16 protein-coding genes, 1 tRNA gene and 1 pseudogene are annotated in these 17712 nt (G+C 71.9%); 11 read left to right on the forward strand and 7 right to left on the reverse strand.

The features are described from left to right. Positions 1-90 precede the first annotated feature (90 nt). The 8 genes from ACFQZY_RS18640 (at position 91) to ACFQZY_RS18675 (ending at position 7167) form a co-directional block, all read left to right on the forward strand. Positions 91-1440, forward strand: coding sequence for an acyclic terpene utilization AtuA family protein (locus tag ACFQZY_RS18640; RefSeq protein ID WP_377418872.1), 1350 nt, complete (start codon positions 91-93; stop codon positions 1438-1440). 45 nt (positions 1441-1485) lie between these two features. Then, positions 1486-1803 carry a hypothetical protein gene (locus ACFQZY_RS18645; RefSeq protein ID WP_377418875.1) on the forward strand — a complete coding sequence of 106 codons (318 nt, stop codon included), beginning with the start codon at positions 1486-1488 and terminating at the stop codon, positions 1801-1803. 42 nt (positions 1804-1845) lie between these two features. Then, entirely contained in the window at positions 1846-2814 is a 969-nt protein-coding gene (locus tag ACFQZY_RS18650) for a Bug family tripartite tricarboxylate transporter substrate binding protein (RefSeq protein ID WP_377418878.1), read from the forward strand. Between the two features lie 8 nt (positions 2815-2822). Further along, complete coding sequence (locus ACFQZY_RS18655; protein WP_377418881.1) at positions 2823-3581, forward strand: SDR family oxidoreductase; 759 nt, start codon at positions 2823-2825, stop codon at positions 3579-3581. A gap of 27 nt (positions 3582-3608) precedes the next feature. Then, complete coding sequence (locus ACFQZY_RS18660) at positions 3609-4544, forward strand: 3-keto-5-aminohexanoate cleavage protein (RefSeq protein WP_377418884.1); 936 nt, start codon at positions 3609-3611, stop codon at positions 4542-4544. A 34-nt stretch (positions 4545-4578) separates the two neighbouring features. Further along, positions 4579-4655: transfer RNA gene (locus ACFQZY_RS18665), tRNA-Arg, on the forward strand. Positions 4656-4677: 22 nt separating this feature from the next. After that, on the forward strand, positions 4678-5313 hold the full coding sequence (locus tag ACFQZY_RS18670; RefSeq protein WP_377418887.1) for an FMN-binding negative transcriptional regulator: 636 nt from the start codon (positions 4678-4680) through the stop codon (positions 5311-5313). Positions 5314-5460: 147 nt separating this feature from the next. Beyond that, complete coding sequence (locus ACFQZY_RS18675; protein WP_377418890.1) at positions 5461-7167, forward strand: response regulator; 1707 nt, start codon at positions 5461-5463, stop codon at positions 7165-7167. On the opposite strand, the gene ACFQZY_RS18680 is transcribed toward ACFQZY_RS18675, so the two are convergent. Together ACFQZY_RS18680 and ACFQZY_RS18685 are read right to left on the reverse strand one after the other, a co-directional pair. Then, complete coding sequence (locus ACFQZY_RS18680) at positions 7109-8197, reverse strand: nitrate- and nitrite sensing domain-containing protein (RefSeq protein ID WP_377418893.1); 1089 nt, start codon at positions 8195-8197, stop codon at positions 7109-7111. The two genes, ACFQZY_RS18675 and ACFQZY_RS18680, sit on opposite strands and share 59 nt — an antisense overlap. 39 nt (positions 8198-8236) lie before the next feature. Then, entirely contained in the window at positions 8237-10027 is a 1791-nt protein-coding gene (locus ACFQZY_RS18685) for an ATP-binding protein (RefSeq protein WP_377418896.1), read from the reverse strand. A gap of 188 nt (positions 10028-10215) precedes the next feature. On the opposite strand from ACFQZY_RS18685, the gene ACFQZY_RS18690 reads away from it, so the two are divergent. Both ACFQZY_RS18690 and ACFQZY_RS18695 read left to right on the forward strand, forming a co-directional pair. Beyond that, positions 10216-10653: a hypothetical protein gene (locus tag ACFQZY_RS18690; protein WP_377418899.1), complete on the forward strand. Its 438-nt coding sequence runs from the start codon at positions 10216-10218 to the stop codon at positions 10651-10653. Beyond that, positions 10650-11858, forward strand: a complete 1209-nt coding sequence (locus ACFQZY_RS18695) for an MFS transporter (protein ID WP_377418902.1) — start codon at positions 10650-10652, stop codon at positions 11856-11858. The genes ACFQZY_RS18690 and ACFQZY_RS18695 overlap by 4 nt, the downstream gene beginning before the upstream one ends. A 61-nt stretch (positions 11859-11919) precedes the next feature. Here ACFQZY_RS18695 and ACFQZY_RS18700 read toward each other — a convergent pair whose 3' ends face one another. The 5 genes from ACFQZY_RS18700 to ACFQZY_RS18720 all read right to left on the reverse strand — a co-directional run bounded on the left by ACFQZY_RS18700 (position 11920) and on the right by ACFQZY_RS18720 (position 17081). Next, positions 11920-12612, reverse strand: coding sequence for a glutathione binding-like protein (locus tag ACFQZY_RS18700; protein WP_377418905.1), 693 nt, complete (start codon positions 12610-12612; stop codon positions 11920-11922). A 10-nt stretch (positions 12613-12622) separates the two neighbouring features. Further along, the gene (locus ACFQZY_RS18705) at positions 12623-13867 is read right to left on the reverse strand and encodes an acyl-CoA dehydrogenase family protein (RefSeq protein WP_377418908.1); all 1245 of its coding nucleotides are present in this window, start codon (positions 13865-13867) and stop codon (positions 12623-12625) included. A 97-nt stretch (positions 13868-13964) separates the two neighbouring features. After that, positions 13965-14693: a Crp/Fnr family transcriptional regulator gene (locus ACFQZY_RS18710; protein WP_377418911.1), complete on the reverse strand. Its 729-nt coding sequence runs from the start codon at positions 14691-14693 to the stop codon at positions 13965-13967. An 88-nt stretch (positions 14694-14781) separates the two neighbouring features. Beyond that, entirely contained in the window at positions 14782-15561 is a 780-nt protein-coding gene (locus ACFQZY_RS18715) for an oxepin-CoA hydrolase, alternative type (RefSeq protein ID WP_377418914.1), read from the reverse strand. Positions 15562-15563: 2 nt separating this feature from the next. Further along, positions 15564-17081, reverse strand: coding sequence for a 3-hydroxyacyl-CoA dehydrogenase (locus ACFQZY_RS18720; RefSeq protein WP_377418918.1), 1518 nt, complete (start codon positions 17079-17081; stop codon positions 15564-15566). A gap of 132 nt (positions 17082-17213) precedes the next feature. Here ACFQZY_RS18720 and ACFQZY_RS18725 point away from each other — a divergent pair. After that, positions 17214-17712 (forward strand): annotated as a pseudogene (locus tag ACFQZY_RS18725) (hypothetical protein); the annotation flags it as partial.

Consider the following 17712-nt stretch of genomic DNA (forward strand, 5'->3'; position numbering starts at 1 on the left):
AAACAGCATGGTCAGTCGAATAAATCCAGTTTACTTTCATGGAGGGCGGCCGCACAGTCGGCGCCGGAGACAACAACGAGGAAACGTGGAGTGAAGACACTGGCCGTAGGCTGCGGTGCCGGCTTTTCCGGCGACCGCACCGATGCCGCGCCCCCCGTGGTGCGCACCCTGGTCGAGCGCGGCGGCCCCGCCGCGCTGATCTTCGAGAACCTGGCCGAGCGCACGCTGGCCCACCAGCAGCTCACGCGCCGGGCCAGCCCGCACCTGGGCTACGAGCCGCTGCTGCTCGCGCAGCTGCGGCCGGTGCTGGCGGACTGCCTGGCGCACGGCATCACCATCGTCGGCAACTTCGGCGCGGCCAACCCGCCCGGCGCGGCCGCGGCCATCGCCGGCCTGGCCCGGGAGCTGGGCCTGCCGGTGCCGCGCATCGCGGTGGTCACCGGCGACGACCTGTCCGACGAGCGCGGGCGCGGCGTGGTGCGCCAGCACCTGGGAGCCTTCGACGAGGCGCGCTTCGTCTGCGCCAACGCCTACCAGGGCGCCGCCGAGATCGCCCAGGCGATCCGCGCCGGCGCGCAGGTGGTGGTCACCGGCCGCGTGGCCGATCCCTCGCTCACCGTGGGCCCGGCCATGGCCCATTACGGCTGGCGCGAGGACGACTGGGACGCCCTGGCTGGCGCCACCATGGCCGGCCACCTGCTGGAGTGCGGCGCCCAGGTCACGGGCGGCTATTTCGCCGACCCGGGCCGCAAGGAGGTGCCGGGCCTGCACGACGTGGGCTTTCCGATTGCCGAGATCGAGGCCGACGGCAGCTGCACCGTCACCAAGGCCGCCCGCACCGGCGGCCTGGTCAGCGAGCAGACGGTGAAGGAGCAGCTGCTTTACGAGGTGCACGACCCGGCGGCCTACATCACGCCCGACGTGGTGGCCGACATCACCGCCGCCACCGTCACCCAGGCCGGTCCCGACCGGGTTCGCCTGGCCGGCGTGCGCGGCCACCCGCGCACCGCCACGCTCAAGGCACTGGCCTATTTCGACGGCGGCTGGTTCGGCGAGGCCGAGATCTCCTACGCCGGTCCGAACGCCGAGGCCCGCGCCCGCCTCGCGATGGACGTGGTCCGCAGGCGCAACGGCGCCCGCATGCCCCTGCGCTTCGACCTGATCGGGGTGCTGTCCATCCATGCCGACGACGCCGGCCAGATGCTCGGCGCGCTGCCGCCCGGCGCCTCCACCGACCTGCGCCTGCGCGTGGCCGGCCGCCACGACGATGTGGCCGAGATCGACTGGCTGCTGCGCGACGTGATGGCCCTGTGGACCGGCGGTCCCGCCGGCGGCGGCGGCGTGCGCACCGCCAAGCGCCAGCGCCTGTCCAACCAGGCCTGCCTGGTGCCGCGCGAGCTCGCCCCGGCGAGCTGGCGCTTCCACGACGCAGCGGCATGACCGCGACGCCATGACCGCCATCACCGCCACGATCGCGACGACCCCATGACCGCCACCGCCCTCTACGACCTGGCCCACGCCCGCACCGGCGACAAGGGCAACCACGTGAACATCAGCCTCATCGCCTACCGGCCCGAGGACTACCCGTTGCTGGCCGAGCAGGTCACCTGCGAGCGGGTGGCCGCGCACTTCGCCGCGCGCCACCCCACCCGCGTGCGCCGCTTCCTGCTGCCGAACCTGGGCGCGATCAACTTCGTGCTGGACGACGTGCTCGATGGCGGCGTCAACGATTCCCTCAACCTCGACATGCACGGCAAGGCGCTATCGTTCCACCTGCTGGCGATGACCGTCACGCGGCCCTGAGCCCGCCCCCAGAACCACACCAGAACGAACCGGAGACACCCCATGAAAACCCGCCACTTCCTCCAGGCCCTCGCGCTCGGCGCGGCCCTCGCCGCCGGCGCCGCGCCGGCCTTCGCCCAGGCCTGGCCCGCGCGCCCGGTCAAGATGATCGTGCCGTTCCCGGCCGGCAGCGCCACCGACCTGGCCGCCCGCGTGATGGCGCAGCAGCTCGGCGCGACGCTGGGGCAGGGCTTCGTGGTGGAGAACAAGCCCGGCGCGGGCGGCTCCATCGCCGCGATGGAGGTGGTGCGCGCCGCCCCCGACGGCTACACGCTGCTGTTCTCCTCCAACTCGGCGCTGGCCTCCAACGTGGCCCTGCTCAAGTCCATGCCCTATGACCCGGTGAAGGACCTCGCCGCGGTGGCGGGCGTGGGCGAGACCACGCTGGCCCTGATGGTCAAGACCGAGCACCCCGCGAAGAACCTCGCCGAGTTCCTGGCCTACCTGCGCGCGCGCCCGGGCAAGGTCAGCGCGGGCTTCGGCTCCTCGAGCTCCCAGGTCAGCATCGCCGTCCTGAACAAGCTGGCGAAGACCGACGCGCAGCTGGTGCCGTACAAGGGCATCCCGCTGGCGGTGAACGACGTGCTGGCCGGCGTGGTCGATTTCACCTTCGTGGACCTCGGCAACTCCATGGCCCAGGCCAAGGGCGGCAAGATGCGCGCGCTGGGCGTGACCTCGCCCCAGCGCTCCACGCTCACGCCCGACTGGCCGGCGCTGGCCGAGTCGCTGCCCGGTTTCGACATCACCGCCTGGTTCGCCATCGCCGGCCCGGCCAGCCTGCCGCGCGACGTGGCCGAGAAGCTCAATGGCGCGGTGGCCCAGGCCCTGCGCCAGGCCGAGGTGAAGGACCGCCTGGCCGGCATCGGCCTGCAGCCCATGCCGATGGGCCCCGACCAGCTCAAGGCGTTCATGGCCAGCGAGGTGACCAAGTGGGTCCGCCTGGCCAAGGAAGCCAACGTGCAGCCGGAGTGAGCGGACCCATGGGAGCGAACGACACGAAAGTGATGCTGGTCACCGGCGCGAGCCGGGGCATCGGCGCGGAGATCGCGCTGCTCGCCGCCCGCCAGGGCTGGCGGGTGGGGGTGAACTACCTGAGCAACGAGGCGGCGGCGCAGTCGGTGGTGGCGCGCATTCGCGAAGCCGGCGGCGAGGCCGTCGCGCTGCAGGCCGACGTGGGCAAGCTGCCCGAGGTGCGCCGCCTGTTCGCGCAGGTGGACGCGCAGTTCGGCCGGCTCGACGCGCTGGTGAACAACGCCGGCGTGCTGGCGAGCTTTCGCATCACCGAGCTGGACGAACACAACCTGGCCGACGTTTATGCGGCCAACGTCTTCAGCCATTACTACTGCGCGGGCGAGGCGGCCCGGCGCATGGCCCGCAGCCGGGGCGGGGCCGGCGGGGTGATCGTGAACATGTCGTCCGTGGCCTCGCGCCTGGGCGGGCTGGCCGGCGGCACGGCGTATGCCGGCACCAAGGGCGCGATCGACACCTTCAACCTGGCCCTGGCCAAGGAGCTGGGTCCGGAGGGCATCCGGGTGAACGCGCTGCGACCGGGGCTGATCGCCACCGAGATCCACAACGTGCATGGCGGCATCGGGCAGATGCAGGAGATGGCGCGCACCGCCGTGCCCCTGGGCCGTGCCGGTACCGCCGCCGAGGTGGCCGAGGCCGCGCTCTGGCTGGCGGGCGACGGCGCCTCGTACGTGCACGGCGCCATCATCGACGTGGCCGGCGGCCGCTGACTCACTTCCCACGAGGACAAGGACACCATGGCAAGCACCCGCAAGGTCATCATCACCTGCGCCGTCACCGGCTCCATCCACACGCCCTCCATGTCGCCGCACCTGCCGGTCACCGCGCAGGAGATCGCCGACGCCGCCGTCGGCGCGGCCGAGGCGGGCGCGGCGATCGTGCACCTGCACGCGCGCCATCCGGCGGACGGCCGCCCCGACCAGTCCCCCGACGCCTTCCGCGCCTTCGTCGGCGACATCAAGGCGCGCAGCGATGCGGTGATCAACCTGACCACCGGCGGCGCGCCGACCATGACGGTGCAGGAGCGCTTCCAGCCCGCGCTGCAGCTGGCGCCCGAGGTGGCCTCGCTGAACATGGGCTCGATGAACTTCGGCCTGTACCCGATGCTCGATCGCTGGCAGGGACAGTTCAAGCACGCCTGGGAGCCGGAGTTCCTGGAGCGCACGCGCGACACGGTGTTCAAGAACACCTTCGCCGACATCGAGTACGTGCTGGCGCGCGGCACCGGCAACGGCACGCGCTTCGAGTTCGAGTGCTACGACACCGCGCACCTGTACAACCTGGCGCACTTCCTGGACCGCAAGCTGGCGACGCCGCCGCTGTTCGTGCAGACCGTGTTCGGCATCCTGGGCGGCATCGGCAGCCACCCGGACGACGTGGCGCACATGAAGCGCACCGCCGACCGCCTCTTCGGCAAGGACTACGTGTGGTCGGTGCTGGGCGCGGGCCGGGCGCAGATGAACGTGGCCGCCACGTCGGCGGCGCAGGGCGGCCATGTGCGCGTGGGCCTGGAGGATTCGCTGTGGGACGGCCCCGGCCAGCTCGCGCGCAGCAACGCCGACCAGGTGCGCCGCGTGCGCGGCATCCTGGAGGGCCTGGGGCTGGCGGTGGCCACGCCCGCCGAGGCGCGGGACATGCTGCGGCTCAAGGGGCGGGAGTCGGTCGGGTTCTGACCCTCGAAGATGCGACAATCGCGCCCGCATCCACCTGCCCGTAGCTCAGTTGGATAGAGCATTCGCCTTCTAAGCGAATGGTCGGGGGTTCGATTCCCTCCGGGCAGGCCAGATCATCGACACACGCCGTCGCATGTACCTGCCCCCGCATTTCGCCGAGCCCCGTGTGGAAGAACTCCACCGGATCATCGCCGCCCACCCCCTGGGCATGCTGGTGACGCATACCGCCGCCGGCCTCGACGCCAACCACCTGCCGCTGCTGCTGGACGCGGACACCGGACCGCATGGGGTGCTGCTGGCGCATGTGGCGCGCGCGAATCCGGTGTGGCGCGAGGTGGGCGAGGGCGCGCAGGTGCTCGTGGCGTTCCGCGGCGCCCAGGGCTATGTCTCGCCGAACTGGTACCCCGGCAAGCAGGAGACCCACCGGCGCGTGCCCACCTGGAATTACGAGGTGGTCCATGCCCACGGGACGATCCATGTCCACGATGACGAGCGCTTCGTCCGCGGCGTGGTGGCCCGCCTGACCCGCCAGCACGAGGCCGGCCAGCCGGCGCCTTGGAAGATGGGGGACGCCCCCGCCGACTACCTGGCCGCGCAACTGGGCCAGATCGTGGGGCTGGAGGTGCGCATCACCCGCCTGGAGGGCAAGCGCAAGCTGAGCCAGCACCACGAGGCGCGGGACCGCGCAGGCGCCATCCGCGGCCTCGAGGGGCAGGGGAACCTCGCGCTGGCGCAGGCGATGCGTAGCACCGGCGAGGTGTCGTCCTGAGTGCGGTCGGCAGGGGCCTGTGGGGGCCCGGTGCCGAATGCCGTGACATCGTTTGCACGAGCCTTGCCCCTGTGACGGCTTGATGCACGTCAATGCCGTGGATTCCCCCTTGCCGCACGCTTGCGTCCGGTGAAATAGTGCTGAGATATGGACTACCGCGCGATTGTTAAGGGGCTGCCTGGCCTCTTCGTGGTCATGGATTCGGGGCTGACGATCATCGAGGTGAGCGATGCCTACAACCGTTCCACCATGACCCGCCGCGAGGACATGCTCGGCAAGAGCATGTTCGAGGTCTTCCCCGACAACCCCGACGATGCGCAGGCCGATGGCCAGCGCAACCTCCATGCCTCGCTGGCCCGCGTGCTGCAGTCCGCGGCCGCGGACACGATGGCGGTGCAGAAATACGACGTGCGCAAGCCGGCGGAGGAGGGCGGCGGGTTCGAGGAACGGTATTGGTCCGTGATCAACGCCCCGGTGCTGGGGGACGACGGGCAGGTGCGCTACATCATCCACAAGGCCGAGGATGTCACCGAGTTCATCCTGCTCAAACAGCGGGGGCAGGAGCAGCGCCGCAGCCACGCGGCCCTGAGCGACCAGACCGCGCGGATGGAGGCCGAGATCTTCGAGCGCTCCCGCGAGGTGGCAGCGGCGAGCGCCCTGCTCAAGACGACCAACCAGGCACTCGAGGCGGCCAAGGCCACCGCCGAGGCCGCCAACCAGGCCAAGAGCGCATTCCTGGCCACGATGAGCCACGAGATCCGCACGCCCATGCACGGCATCCTCGGCATGGCCAGCCTGCTGGCGCGAACGCCCCTGGACCGCCGGCAGCAGGATTTCCTCGGCGTGATCCAGACCTCCGGCGAACACCTGCTGTCCCTGATCAACGACATCCTCGACTTCTCCAAGATCGAGGCCGGCAAGATCGAGATGGCGGCCGAGGACTTCCTGCTGGCCGACCTGATCCGCGATACCTGGGCGCTGATCGGCGAGCGCGCCAAGGACAAGGGCCTGGAGCAGATGACCGTGTGCAGCCAGCCCGGTCTCCTGCTGCGGGGCGACAAGACCCGCCTCGAGCAGGCGCTGGTCAACTTCCTGGGCAATGCCGTCAAGTTCACCGAGAGGGGCCGCCTCACGCTGCGCTGCACGAAGGAGGAGGAAACCGCCACCGATTACCTCCTGCGCTTCGAGGTGGCGGACACCGGCATCGGCATGACGGCCGAACAGCAGGGGCGGATCTTCGAGGCCTTCGAGCAGGGCGACAGCCGCACCAGCCGCAAGTACCACGGCACCGGGCTGGGCCTGGCGATCACCAAGCGCATCGCGCAGCTGATGGGAGGCGAGACCGGGGTCACCAGCACCCTGGGCCAGGGCAGTACCTTCTGGCTCACGTGCCGCCTGGGCAAGGGTGTCGAGGCGAAGGTGCTGCCCCCGCTGCCGGCGCCGGAAGGCGCCGAGGTCGCCCTGGCCCGTGATTTCCCGGGGCGCAGGGTGCTGGTGGTGGACGACGAGCCGATCAACCGGGAAATCATCGGCTACATGCTGGACAACGCGGGCCTGCAGGTCGAGATGGCGGAGAACGGCCGGCAGGCCCTGGCCAAGGTTCAGGCCTGCGGCTATGACATCGTGCTGATGGAAATGCAGATGCCCGAGCTCGATGGCACCGACGCGACCCGCCGGATCCGCGCCCTGCCGGGGCTGGAGCAGCCGGTGATCATCGCCATCACCGCGAACGCGTTCGATGACGACCGCATCCGCTGCCTGGAAGCCGGCATGGACGACTTCATCTCCAAGCCCTTCAAGCCGGAGGGGCTGTGCGAGAAGCTGCTGCAGTGGCTGCGGGCGCCGGCCCGCTGACGCGCCGGGCGGCCGCACGGCGTTGCCCGGCCCCGGGCAGGCCTGTCACCAGCCGCCAGGCCAGCGCGGCGCTGGCGGCTGCGGCCAGCAGCCCCAGCACCGCGGCGAGCCGGAAGTCCCGCAGGCGCTCGTCCGCCCGGGCCTGGGCCGAGGCCAGGAGGCGCGCGGCGATGCGGTCCTCGACCCGCTTGACCGCCTCCATCCGCGCGCTGGCCTGCGCCCACCACTGGGCGGCGGGCACCGGGTAGTCGCCGCGCGACGCCAGCTCGGTCACGGCGTTGCGCATGTCCACCACCGCCGCCGACTCCTTGGACTGCAGGGCCTGGTCGAACAGCGCGATGTCCGGCGGGTCGGCGGTGGCGCGCAGCAGGGCCTCGAAGGCGGCCTGCCGCACGGTGATGGCCTGCAGGTTGCGCAGCCCCTGTTCGCCCAGGGGCTTGCCGCTGCCCAGGACCGCGTTGACCAGGCCACGCTCGCGCCCGTAGTGCTCCTTGGCGGAGACGAGGTAGAAGTAGCTGGCGATCTGGCGGCTGGCATCGGCGTCGGGCGCGAAGCGCGCGAGCTGCAAGACCTCGGCGGCGAGGGCCTCCACCCGCGCCGTGTACCAGCCCGCCGCGGCGGGCGGCTCCAGGGCCAGGGCGTCCACGCGCGAACGCTGTTCGGCCAAGCCGCGGGCCAGGGCCTCCAGGGCCTTGTTCGGCCCGGCGTCCTCGGCATCCGCCAGGGCGCGGTAGGTGTCCAGGGCGGCGTCGGTGAGCGGGCGCTGGCGGGCCAGCGCCTCGGTCGCCGCAGGGGCCGCGCGCGAGGCGAGGTAACCCCCGGTCAGGCCGCGCTCGGCCTGCAGCTGGTGCACGAGGTCCCCGGCGTGCAGCGCCTCGCGCGTCACACCGACGCCGCGGGCATAGGCCTGCGCCTGCTGGTGCCGTTCCCCCACGACCTCGGCGACGAAGTAGCCCAGCGTGACCAGCGCCACGCCGACGAGCACGAGCCAGCGTGTCGCGCCGCGGTCGTCAGCGAGCCATGGGGTCATCGGTTGTCTCCTGCAAGCCGATGATCGTAGCCGCCTTGGTTACACGGACCTTTCGGCGGCCTTCCCCGGCGGGTCCTGCTGTTGCGTGGACGCCTCGCGCGCCGCCCACGCCGCCTGCGACTGCTGCGCGCTCTCGGCGTTGGCGGCGAGGGCGTCCATCACCGCCGCCAGGCGCTGCGGGTCGGCCGGCTTGACGAAGTGGTGGTCGAAGCCCGATTCGCGCGAGCGCAGCATGTCCTGGGCCTGGCCGTAGCCGGTCAGGGCGATCAGGGTGGCGCGGCGCGTGCGCGGGTCGGCGCGCAGGTGCCGGGCGAGTTCGTAGCCGTCCATGCCGGGCAGGCCGATGTCCAGGACGTAGACCTGGGCCGGGTCGCGCCGCGCGGCCTCCAGCGCCGCGCCCGGCTCGGTCATGACCCTGACCTGGTGGCCCAGGGTCTCCAGCCAGGCGCCCAGGAGCTCCGCGGCGTCGGCGTTGTCGTCGACCACCATGATGCGCAGCGCGCGCGGCGGCGCGGCCGCCGGCGCGCCGGCCTCGCCGGCGTCGCCGGCTGCGGCCGGCTCCTGGCGGGGCAGGATGACGGTGAACTCGCTGCCCTGGCCCCGTCCCGCGCTGGTGGCGCGGACCTGGCCGTCGTGCAGTTCCACCAGGCTCTTGACCAGCGCGAGGCCGACCCCGAGCCCGCCCTGCGCCCGGTCGGGCGTGCGCCGGGCCTGGGTGAACAGCTCGAAGACATGGGGCAGCAGGTCGGCGTCGATGCCGCTGCCGTCGTCGCGCACCGCCAGCTGCGCGCTGTGCGCATCGGCGCGTAGCACCACGGTGATGTAGCCGCCGTCCGGCGTGTACTTGGCGGCGTTGTTCAACAGGTTGGCCAGTACCTGCACCAGCCGCACGCGGTCGCCGCGCACATGGACCCCCGCGGCCTCGACGCGCAGGTCCACCGCGTGGCCGCGCGCCTCGATCTGCGGGCGCGTCTGCTCCAGGGCGTCGTGCACCACCTGCTGCAGGTCCACCGACTCATGCTCGATGTGGACCAGGCCGCGCGTGACCCGCGAGACATCCAGCAGGTCGTCCACCAGTTCGGTCATGTGCGCCACCTGGCGGCCGATCAGCTCGCTGGACTTGAGCACCCGCGCCGGGTCGTGCGTCGCCAGGCGCAGCAGCTGCGCCGCCGTGGCGATCGGGGCCAGCGGGTTGCGCAGCTCGTGGGCCAGCATGGCCAGGAATTCGTCCTTGCGCCGGTGCGACTGCGCGAGTTCGTCGGCGATGGCCTTGTAGCGCGCCTGCGACTCGCGCAGCGCCTCCTCGGCCCGCAGGCGCGCCTCGAGGTTGCGCTCGCTCTCGCGAAGCAGCAGCACGCTGACGACGCTGCGCGCGATCTGCGTGAGGATGCGGGCGGTGCGCGGGTCGAGGCGGCCGGGGTGGTCGTCGATCACGCACAGGGTGCCGATGCGCTCGCCGCCCGGCATCACCAGGGGAACGCCGGCGTAATGGACCACGCGCAGCGCGCCGGTGACGATCGGGTTGTCCTGGAAGCGCGGGTCGCACGTGGCGTCCTCCACCTCGAACAGCTCGTCGCCGGCGGCGACGGCATGGCCGCAGAAGGAGACCTCGCGCGGGGTCTGCCCGCCCTGGGGCAGGCCGCGCGCCGACTTGAACCACTGGCGGTCGCTGTCGACCAGCGAGATCAGCGCGATGGGCATGCCGGTGACGCTCGCGGCCAGGTCGGTGAAGGAGTCCAGCACCGCCTCGGCGCCGGTGTCGAGCAGGCCCAGTCGGCGCAGGCGCTCCAGGCGCCGCGCCTCGTCCTCGGGCACGGGAGGGGCAAGCATCGTGCGTGTTCCGGTCCGCACGGCCCGGGCAGCCGGGGCGCGTGGTGGGAATGAACGTAACACCGCGGCGCGCCGCGCGAGGCGCGGCGGCGGGCCGAATTGACTACGGGGTGTTACCGCGGCGGCCGCCTTGAGGTGTAGGTCGAAATCATCCATATTTCCCGGGTCGCAACGCACGGGGGATCAGCATGGTGTGGGACATCGTCGTGGCCGTCGCCGGCCTGGCCGTCGGGGCCCTGCTGGCCGCCGTCTTCCTGCGGGTGCGCCTGCACGACCTGCTCGAGGCCGCCGTGGCCCACGGGCGCGCCGGGCTCGACGTGGAGGTGGCCACCCAGGCCGAGCGCCTGCGCCTGCAGGACACCGAACTGCTGCAGGCCCGCCAGGACCTGCTGCGGCTGCAGCAGGCCGCCGAGCGCCTGCACCGCGAGCTCGAGGCCTGCGGCGATGACCGCGCCCGGTTCGCCGAGCGCGCCACGCGGGTGCCGGCGCTGGAGGCGCAGGTGGCCCGCCTCGAGCTGCAGCTGCGGATGGCGCACCAGGAGGTGGTGCGCCTGGCCGATGCCGCCCGGCACCCGGGCGCGCGGCGGGTTTACAGTCGGGCGCTCCCCCGACGCCCGAACCCGTGACCCCACCCCCGTCCGCCACCCTGTCGCCTGCCGACCTCCAGACCGCCGTCCGCCTGCTCGCCATCGGCACCTTCTTCAGCGGCATCGCGCTGCGCCTGTGCGACGGCCTGCTGCCCCGCCTGGCGGGGGACTTCTCGATCTCCGCAGGCCAGGCCGGCCAGGTGGTGATCGCCTTCTCGCTGGCCTACAGCGCGGTGCAACTGCTGTTCGGGCCGCTGGGGGACCGCTTCGGCAAGGCCCGCATGGTGTGCCTGGCGCTGCTCGGGTGCTGCGTGATGTCGCTGCTGGCGGCCCTGGCGCCGAGCTTCGAGCGGCTGGTCGACGCCCGCGTGGGCTGGGGGATGATGGCCGCGGGCGTGGTGCCGCTGGCCATGGCCTGGATCGGCGACGCCGTGCCCTACGAGGAGCGCCAGCCGACGCTGGCGAAGCTGCTTTCGGGCACGCTTTCCGGCATGGTCGCGGGGCAGCTCGCCGGCGGCCTGTTCGCCGAAATGGCGGCGGGCTGGCGCGGCGCCTTCGGCATGATGGCCGTGGGCTACGGCGGGGTCGGCCTGGTGCTGCTGTGGCGCCTGCGCCGGCTGCCGGTGCCGCCGCCGGCATCGACCGGGCTGGGCGTGTTCGGCCGCCAGCTGCGTGCGGTGGTCGGCGAGCCCTGGACCTGGCGGGTGCTGGGCGCCTGCTGGGCCGAGGGCGTGCTGCTGCTCGGGCCGCTGGCCTTCATCCCGGCGATGCTGCACCAGCGCTTCGGCCTGGGGCTGGCGCTGGCCTCGGGGCTGGTGGCGCTGTATGCGGCGGGCGGGCTGCTGTACACGGTGCTGGCGCGCCGCATCGTGCAGCGACTGGGCGAGCGCCGCATGGTCACCGTCGGCGGCTGGCTGATGGGGGGCGGCTACCTGGCCTGGCTGCTGTCCCCGGTGGTGTGGACGGCGGCGCCCGCGGCGCTGGTGGTGGGCTTCGGCACCTACCTGTTCCACAACACGCTGCAGACCCATGCCACGCAGATGGCGCCGACGGCGCGCGGCACGGCGGTGAGCCTGTTCGCGTTCAGCCTGTTCTTCGGGCAGGCAGTAGGGGTGACGCTGGCCGGCTACGCGTTCGACCACCTGGGCCACGCCGCGATGCTGGCGGCGCCGGTGCTGCTGCTGCCGCTGGTGGGCCTGGCCTTCGCCGGGGCGCTGCGGCGGCGGGTTGACGCGGCGGATTGACGCGGCGGGTTGACGCGGCGGGTTGACGCGGCGGGCCGATCCGGCCGTTCGCCGAGGCCGCTCAGCGCTTCTCGTACTGCTGCTGCCCGAACAGGGCGCTGCGCGCCTTGTCGTCGGTCAGCGGCTTGCGCAGGTCGGCCAGCACCTGCACGCCGCGCTGCACCGCGGGGCGCGCGGCGATCTCGTCGAACCACTTGTGCAGGTGGGGGTAGTCGGACATCACCACGCCCTGGTTCTGCCAGCTGCGCAGCCAGGGGAAGGTGGCGATGTCGGCGATCGAGTACTCGCTGCCGCCCAGGTAGCGCGATTGCGCCAGGCGCTTGTCGATGACGCCGTACAGGCGCCGGGCCTCGTTGGTGTAGCGGTCGATGGCGTAGGCGATCTTCTCGGGCGCGTAGAGCCGGAAGTGGTGGGCCTGCCCCAGCATCGGGCCCACGCCTCCCATCTGGAACATCAGCCACTGCAGCACCTCGAAGCGCTCGCGGTCGCCCTGCGGCAGGAAGCGGCCGGTCTTGGAGGCCAGGTAGACGAGGATCGCGCCCGACTCGAACAGCGAGATCGCGCGGCCGTCCGGCCCCTGCGGGTCGACGATGGCGGGGATCTTGTTGTTCGGGCTGATCTTCAGGAAGGCCGGCTCGAACTGCTCGCCCTTGCCGATGTTCACCGGGATCGCGCGGTAGGGGAGGCCGCACTCCTCCAGCATGATGTGGATCTTGTGCCCGTTGGGCGTGGGCCAGGAGTAGACGTCGATCATGTCGGCGACTTTAGCGCGCGGGCATTGCCCACCGGGCGAGTTCGGATTTCGCGATGGCGTTGCGGTGAACCTCGTCCGGGCCGTCGGCGAAACGCAGCCAGCGCGCCTGCGAGTAGGCGTAGGCCAGCGGGAAGTCGTCGCACATGCCGCCGCCGCCATGGACCTGCATGGCCCAGTCGATCACCTGGCAGGCCATGCTCGGCGCCACCACCTTGATCATCGCGATCTCGGCCTTGGCGGCCTTGTTGCCGGCCACGTCCATCAGCCAGGCGGTCCTGAGCGTGAGCAGGCGCGCCATGTCGATGCGGCAGCGGGCCTCGGCGATGCGCTCCTGGGTGACGGTCTGCTGCGCCAGGGTCTTGCCGAAGGCGGTGCGCGACGCCGCGCGCCTGCACATGAACTCCAGCGCGCGCTCGGCCAGGCCGATCAGCCGCATGCAGTGGTGGATGCGGCCCGGGCCGAGCCGGCCCTGCGCGATCTCGAAGCCGCGGCCCTCGCCGAGCAGGAGGTTGGCGGCCGGCACGCGCACGTCCTCGAAGAACATTTCCACATGGCCATGGGGCGCGTCGTCGTAGCCCAGTACGTTGAGCGGCCGCACGATGCGGATGCCCGGCGTGTCCGCCGGCACCAGCACCATGCTTTGCTGCTGGTGGCGCGGCGCGTCCGGGTCGGTCTTGCCCATGACGATGAAGATCGCGCAGCGCGGGTCGGCCGCGCCCGAGATCCACCACTTGCGGCCGTTGACCACGTACTCGTCGCCCACGCGCTCGATGCGGGTGGCGATGTTGGTCGCATCCGACGAGGCCACCTCGGGCTCGGTCATCGCGAAGGCGGAGCGGATCCGGCCGTCCAGCAGCGGCGCCAGCCACTGCCGGCGGTGCGCCTCGCTGCCGTAGCGGGCCAGCGTCTCCATGTTGCCGGTGTCCGGCGCATTGCAGTTGAACACCTCGGGCGCCCAGGGCACGCGGCCCATGGTCTCGGCCAGCGGCGCGTACTCCTGGTTGGTCAGGCCAGCGCCCTCGACCCCGGCGGCCTCGGCGGTGTCCTGCGGCAGCCACAGGTTCCACAGGCCGGCGGCGCGGGCCTTGGCCTTGAGGTCCTCCACCAGCGCCAGCGGCGTCCATCGCCGGCCCGCCGCGGTGTTGGCGGCGAGCTCCGCGGCGAAGGCGGCCTCGGCCGGGTAGATGTGGTCGTCCATGAACCGCAGCAGGCGGGCCTGCAGTTCCTGGGTGCGGGGGGAGTAGGAGAAGTCCATGGGCAGGTCCTCGCGGTCGGCCTTGGTGGATGGATTCAGTCGCCCTGCGCCCAGGCCCGGGCCGGCGCCCGCAGGCGCGGGCGCGCTCGCCGCCGGCTCAGGCCCGTTCGCTCTCGGCGCTGACGATGCCCAGCAGGCCCTCGCGGCTGCGGACCACGATGCCGCCCGGCTCGATGCGGATCACGCCCTCGCGCTCCATCGCCTTGAGTTCCTGGTTCACGCGCTGGCGCGAGGCGCCGAGCAGCTGCGCCAGTTCCTCCTGCGCCAGCTGCAGGCCGATGCGGATCGCGCCGGCATCGGCCAGCGAGGGCGTGCCGTAGCTGCGCACCAGGTGGATCAACTGCTTGGCCAGGCGCGCGCGCAGGGGCAGGGTGTTGAGGTCCTCGACCAGGCCGAACAGCTGGCGGATGCGGCGTGCGTGCAGCCGCAGCATGGCCTCGTACATCTCGGCGTGCTGCGACAGGATCTTCTTGAAGTCGGCCCGGGCCACGCACAGCGTGGTGGTGTCGCCATGGGCGTAGACATCGTGGGTGCGGCGGTCGCCGTCGAAGATGGCCACGTCGCCGAACCAGATGCCCGGCTCCACGTAGGTGAAGGTGATCTGCTTGCCCGACACCGAGGTGGAACTCACGCGCACCGCGCCCTTGGCGCAGGCCAGCCATTCCTCCGGCGGGTCGCCGCGCGCGGCGATGAGGTCGCCGTCCTTGTAGCGTTTGACGTAGGCGCATCGAAGAATGTCGTGTCGCAGCGAGGGCGAAAGCGAGGAGAACCAGCGTCCGCCATTGATCGCCTCGCGTTCTTCGATCGTAAGAATCGGGTCGTCCATGTTCTGTCTTGTCAGTGACTTGTCTCTGCGTGCATTGTCACGTCCGTGACCCGTGCCGGCGCTCGGGGTTGTCCCCTTGGCTACTCGCTCACTCGAACGCGGGCCGGGTGCGTGCGAGCATGGCCTCGATGCCGAGGCCGGCGTTCGCGTGGTTCAGGTTCTTCACGAAGTGGTGGCGCTCGCGCGCCAGCTGCTGCGGCAGGCTGTTCTCGGTGGCCTCGTTCATCAGCTCCTTGAAGCTGGCCAGCGCGTTGGGCGCCTTGGCGTTGAGGCGCTCGGCCAGTTGCAGGGCCTGGTCGAAGGCCGCGCCGGGCGCGGTGACGCGGTTGACCACGCCCAGGGTGTGCAGGCGCTGCGCGTCGAAGCGCTCGCCCGCCATGAGCAGCTCGGCGGCCACCTGCCGGGGCAGCGACCGCATCAGGCTCCAGCTCGCGCCGCCGTCGCAGGACAGGCCGATGTGGGTGTGGGCCATGACGAAGACCGCGTCCTCGGCCGCGACCACGAAGTCGCAGGCCAGGGCCAGGGAAAAGGCGCCACCGGCGCAGGCGCCCTCGACGGCGGCGATCACCGGCTTGGGGAAGGTGCGGATCGCCTCGATCCAGGTGTGCAGGCCGTCGATGCCCTCGGTCTGTTCGTCCGCCGGCAGGCGGCGCGTGGCCTGGAGGCGCTGCAGCTGCCCGCCGCCGCTGAAATGCGCGCCCGCGCCGGTGATGACCACGCTGCGCACCTCGGCGGCCGATTCGGCCACGCCCAGGGCCTCGATGCCCGCGGCGTAGATCTCCGGTCCCATGGCGTTGCGGTGCTCGGGGTTGCTCAGGGTCAGCACCATGGTGCGGCCCTCGCTGGTGCTTCGCAGTTCGGCCGGCATGCTCAGTTCTCCTCCTGCAGCAGCGACAGCCCGATCGCGCCGCGCCGGCGCAGCCAGGGGCTGGGGCGGTAGCGCGGATCGCCGTAGACGGTCTGCATGTTGAACAGCACCTCGAGCATGCTGGCGGGGCCCCAGCGGTTGCCCATGGCCAGCGGGCCCTGCGGGTAGCCCAGGCCCAGGGTGACCGCGGTCTCCAGGTCGGCGGGCGAGCAGATGCGCTGCTGGCAGATGTCGCTGGCGAGGTTGACGATGCAGGCCAGCACGCGCTGGGTCACGAAGCCACCGGAGTCGCGGATCACGCTCACGGCCTTGCCGTCACGGGCGAACAGGGCGTGGGCGGCGTCGCGCATATCGGGGCGGGTGGCGGGGTTCGTGGCCAGCACGCGGCGGCGGGTGGCGGCGTCCTCGATGAGGAAATCGATGCCGACGGTGCGCGCCGGGTCGAGCCGCTCGACGACGGCCACGGTGGTGACGTCGAAGCCCAGGGGCGCGACCAGGGTCAGCGCCTGGGGGGAGGGCGACTGGCCGGTCTCGATGCGGGCGCCCAGGTCCTTGAGCAGCTGGTACAGCTCGGCGCGGCGCGCGGCGCGGGTCGATACCCATACCGGCGGGATTTCCGCGACGGCCGGCACGGGCTGCTCGGGCGGCACCTGCGGCTTGCCGTCCGCATAGGTGTAGAAGCCCTGGCCGGTCTTGCGCCCCAGCAGGCCGGCGGCGACGCGGCGGGCCGTGGTGTCCCCAGGCCGCAGGCGCGGCTCCTCGTGGTACTGGCGGTAGATGGATTCCATCACCGGGTGCGAGACATCCAGGCCGGTCAGGTCCATCAGCTCGAACGGGCCGAGGCGGAAGCCGGCCTGGTCGCGCAGGATGCGGTCCACCGTGGCGTAGTCGGCCACGCCTTCGGCGACGATGCGCAGCGCCTCGGTGCTGAAGGCCCGTCCGGCGTGGTTGACGATGAAGCCCGGCGTGTCCTGCGCCCGCACCGGCTGGTGGCCCAGGGTGCGTACCCACGCGACCAGGGCCTCGCAGATGCCGGCGTCGGTGCGCTCGCCGCCGACCACCTCCACCAGCTTCATCAGCGGCACCGGGTTGAAGAAGTGCAGGCCGGCGACGCGCCCCGGGCGCTGCAGGCCGGCGGCCAGCGCCGTGATCGACAGCGAGGAGGTATTGCTGGCCAGCACGGTGTCCGGGCCGACCACGGCTTCGAGCTGGCTGAACAGCTGCTGCTTGGCTTCCATCCGTTCGACGATGGCTTCGATCACCAGGCCGCAGTCGGCCAGGCTGGCCAGTTCGCTGGGGCGGACCCGGTCGGCGAAGGCCTGGGCCTGCTCGGCCGTGATCTGGCCCTTGACGGCCATCCGGGCCCATTGCTCGGCCAGCAGCTGTTGCGCCGAGGCCACGGTGGCGAGGTCTGCATCACAGAGCCGGACCTCGAGGCCAGCCTGGGCAATCAGCTGGGCGATGCCCCTGCCCATGGCCCCGGCGCCGACCACGCCTACAGTGTTCAATTGAATGTGCATCCGTGGATTATCCGGGCGCCGGTCCAGGGGGGGCGGCGGGGCTGGACGCTGCGCGAATTGATCTGCAACCCCATCCGTAAACGTATTTCAAGGTGTTACATTGAACTCTGGCTTGCCAGAATGAATTGACTCATGCGATCCAAATTCCTCAGGCGCTGGGTGCCCGGAGCCATGCTCCTCGTCGCTGCAGGTGCCAGTTCAGCTTTGACCCTGGGCCGGTCCCAGGGGGTTGCGCTCATCGGCCGCCCCCTCGATATGGGGCTGCAGATCGGCCTCGACAGCGCCGCCGAGGCGAACGACCTGTGTCCGGAGGCTGAGGTCTTCTATGGCGAGACCCGGGTCCCCCCCCGCCGGGTCGAGCTGCGCACCACGCCCGGCACCGATGCCGTGGCGGTGCGCGTGCGCGTCTCGGCGCCGGTGGATGAGGCGTATGTCACCGTGTACCTGCGCGTCGGGTGCAACCAGAAGCTGACCCGCCGCTACGTGCTCCTGTCCGAGCAGCCTGGCGACGTCGCCGAGGCCGCGGCCCAGCCCGCGCCGGTCGCGCCGCCGACGGCGATCGCCGCACCGCTCCCGCCCGCGCCGGCCGGCGGCGGCGGCACGGTCGGCCGTGTGGCCGCCGCGCCAGCGG

This window comes from Ramlibacter sp. GCM10027632 (assembly GCF_042675325.1).
Lineage (GTDB): Bacteria > Pseudomonadota > Gammaproteobacteria > Burkholderiales > Burkholderiaceae_C > Ramlibacter.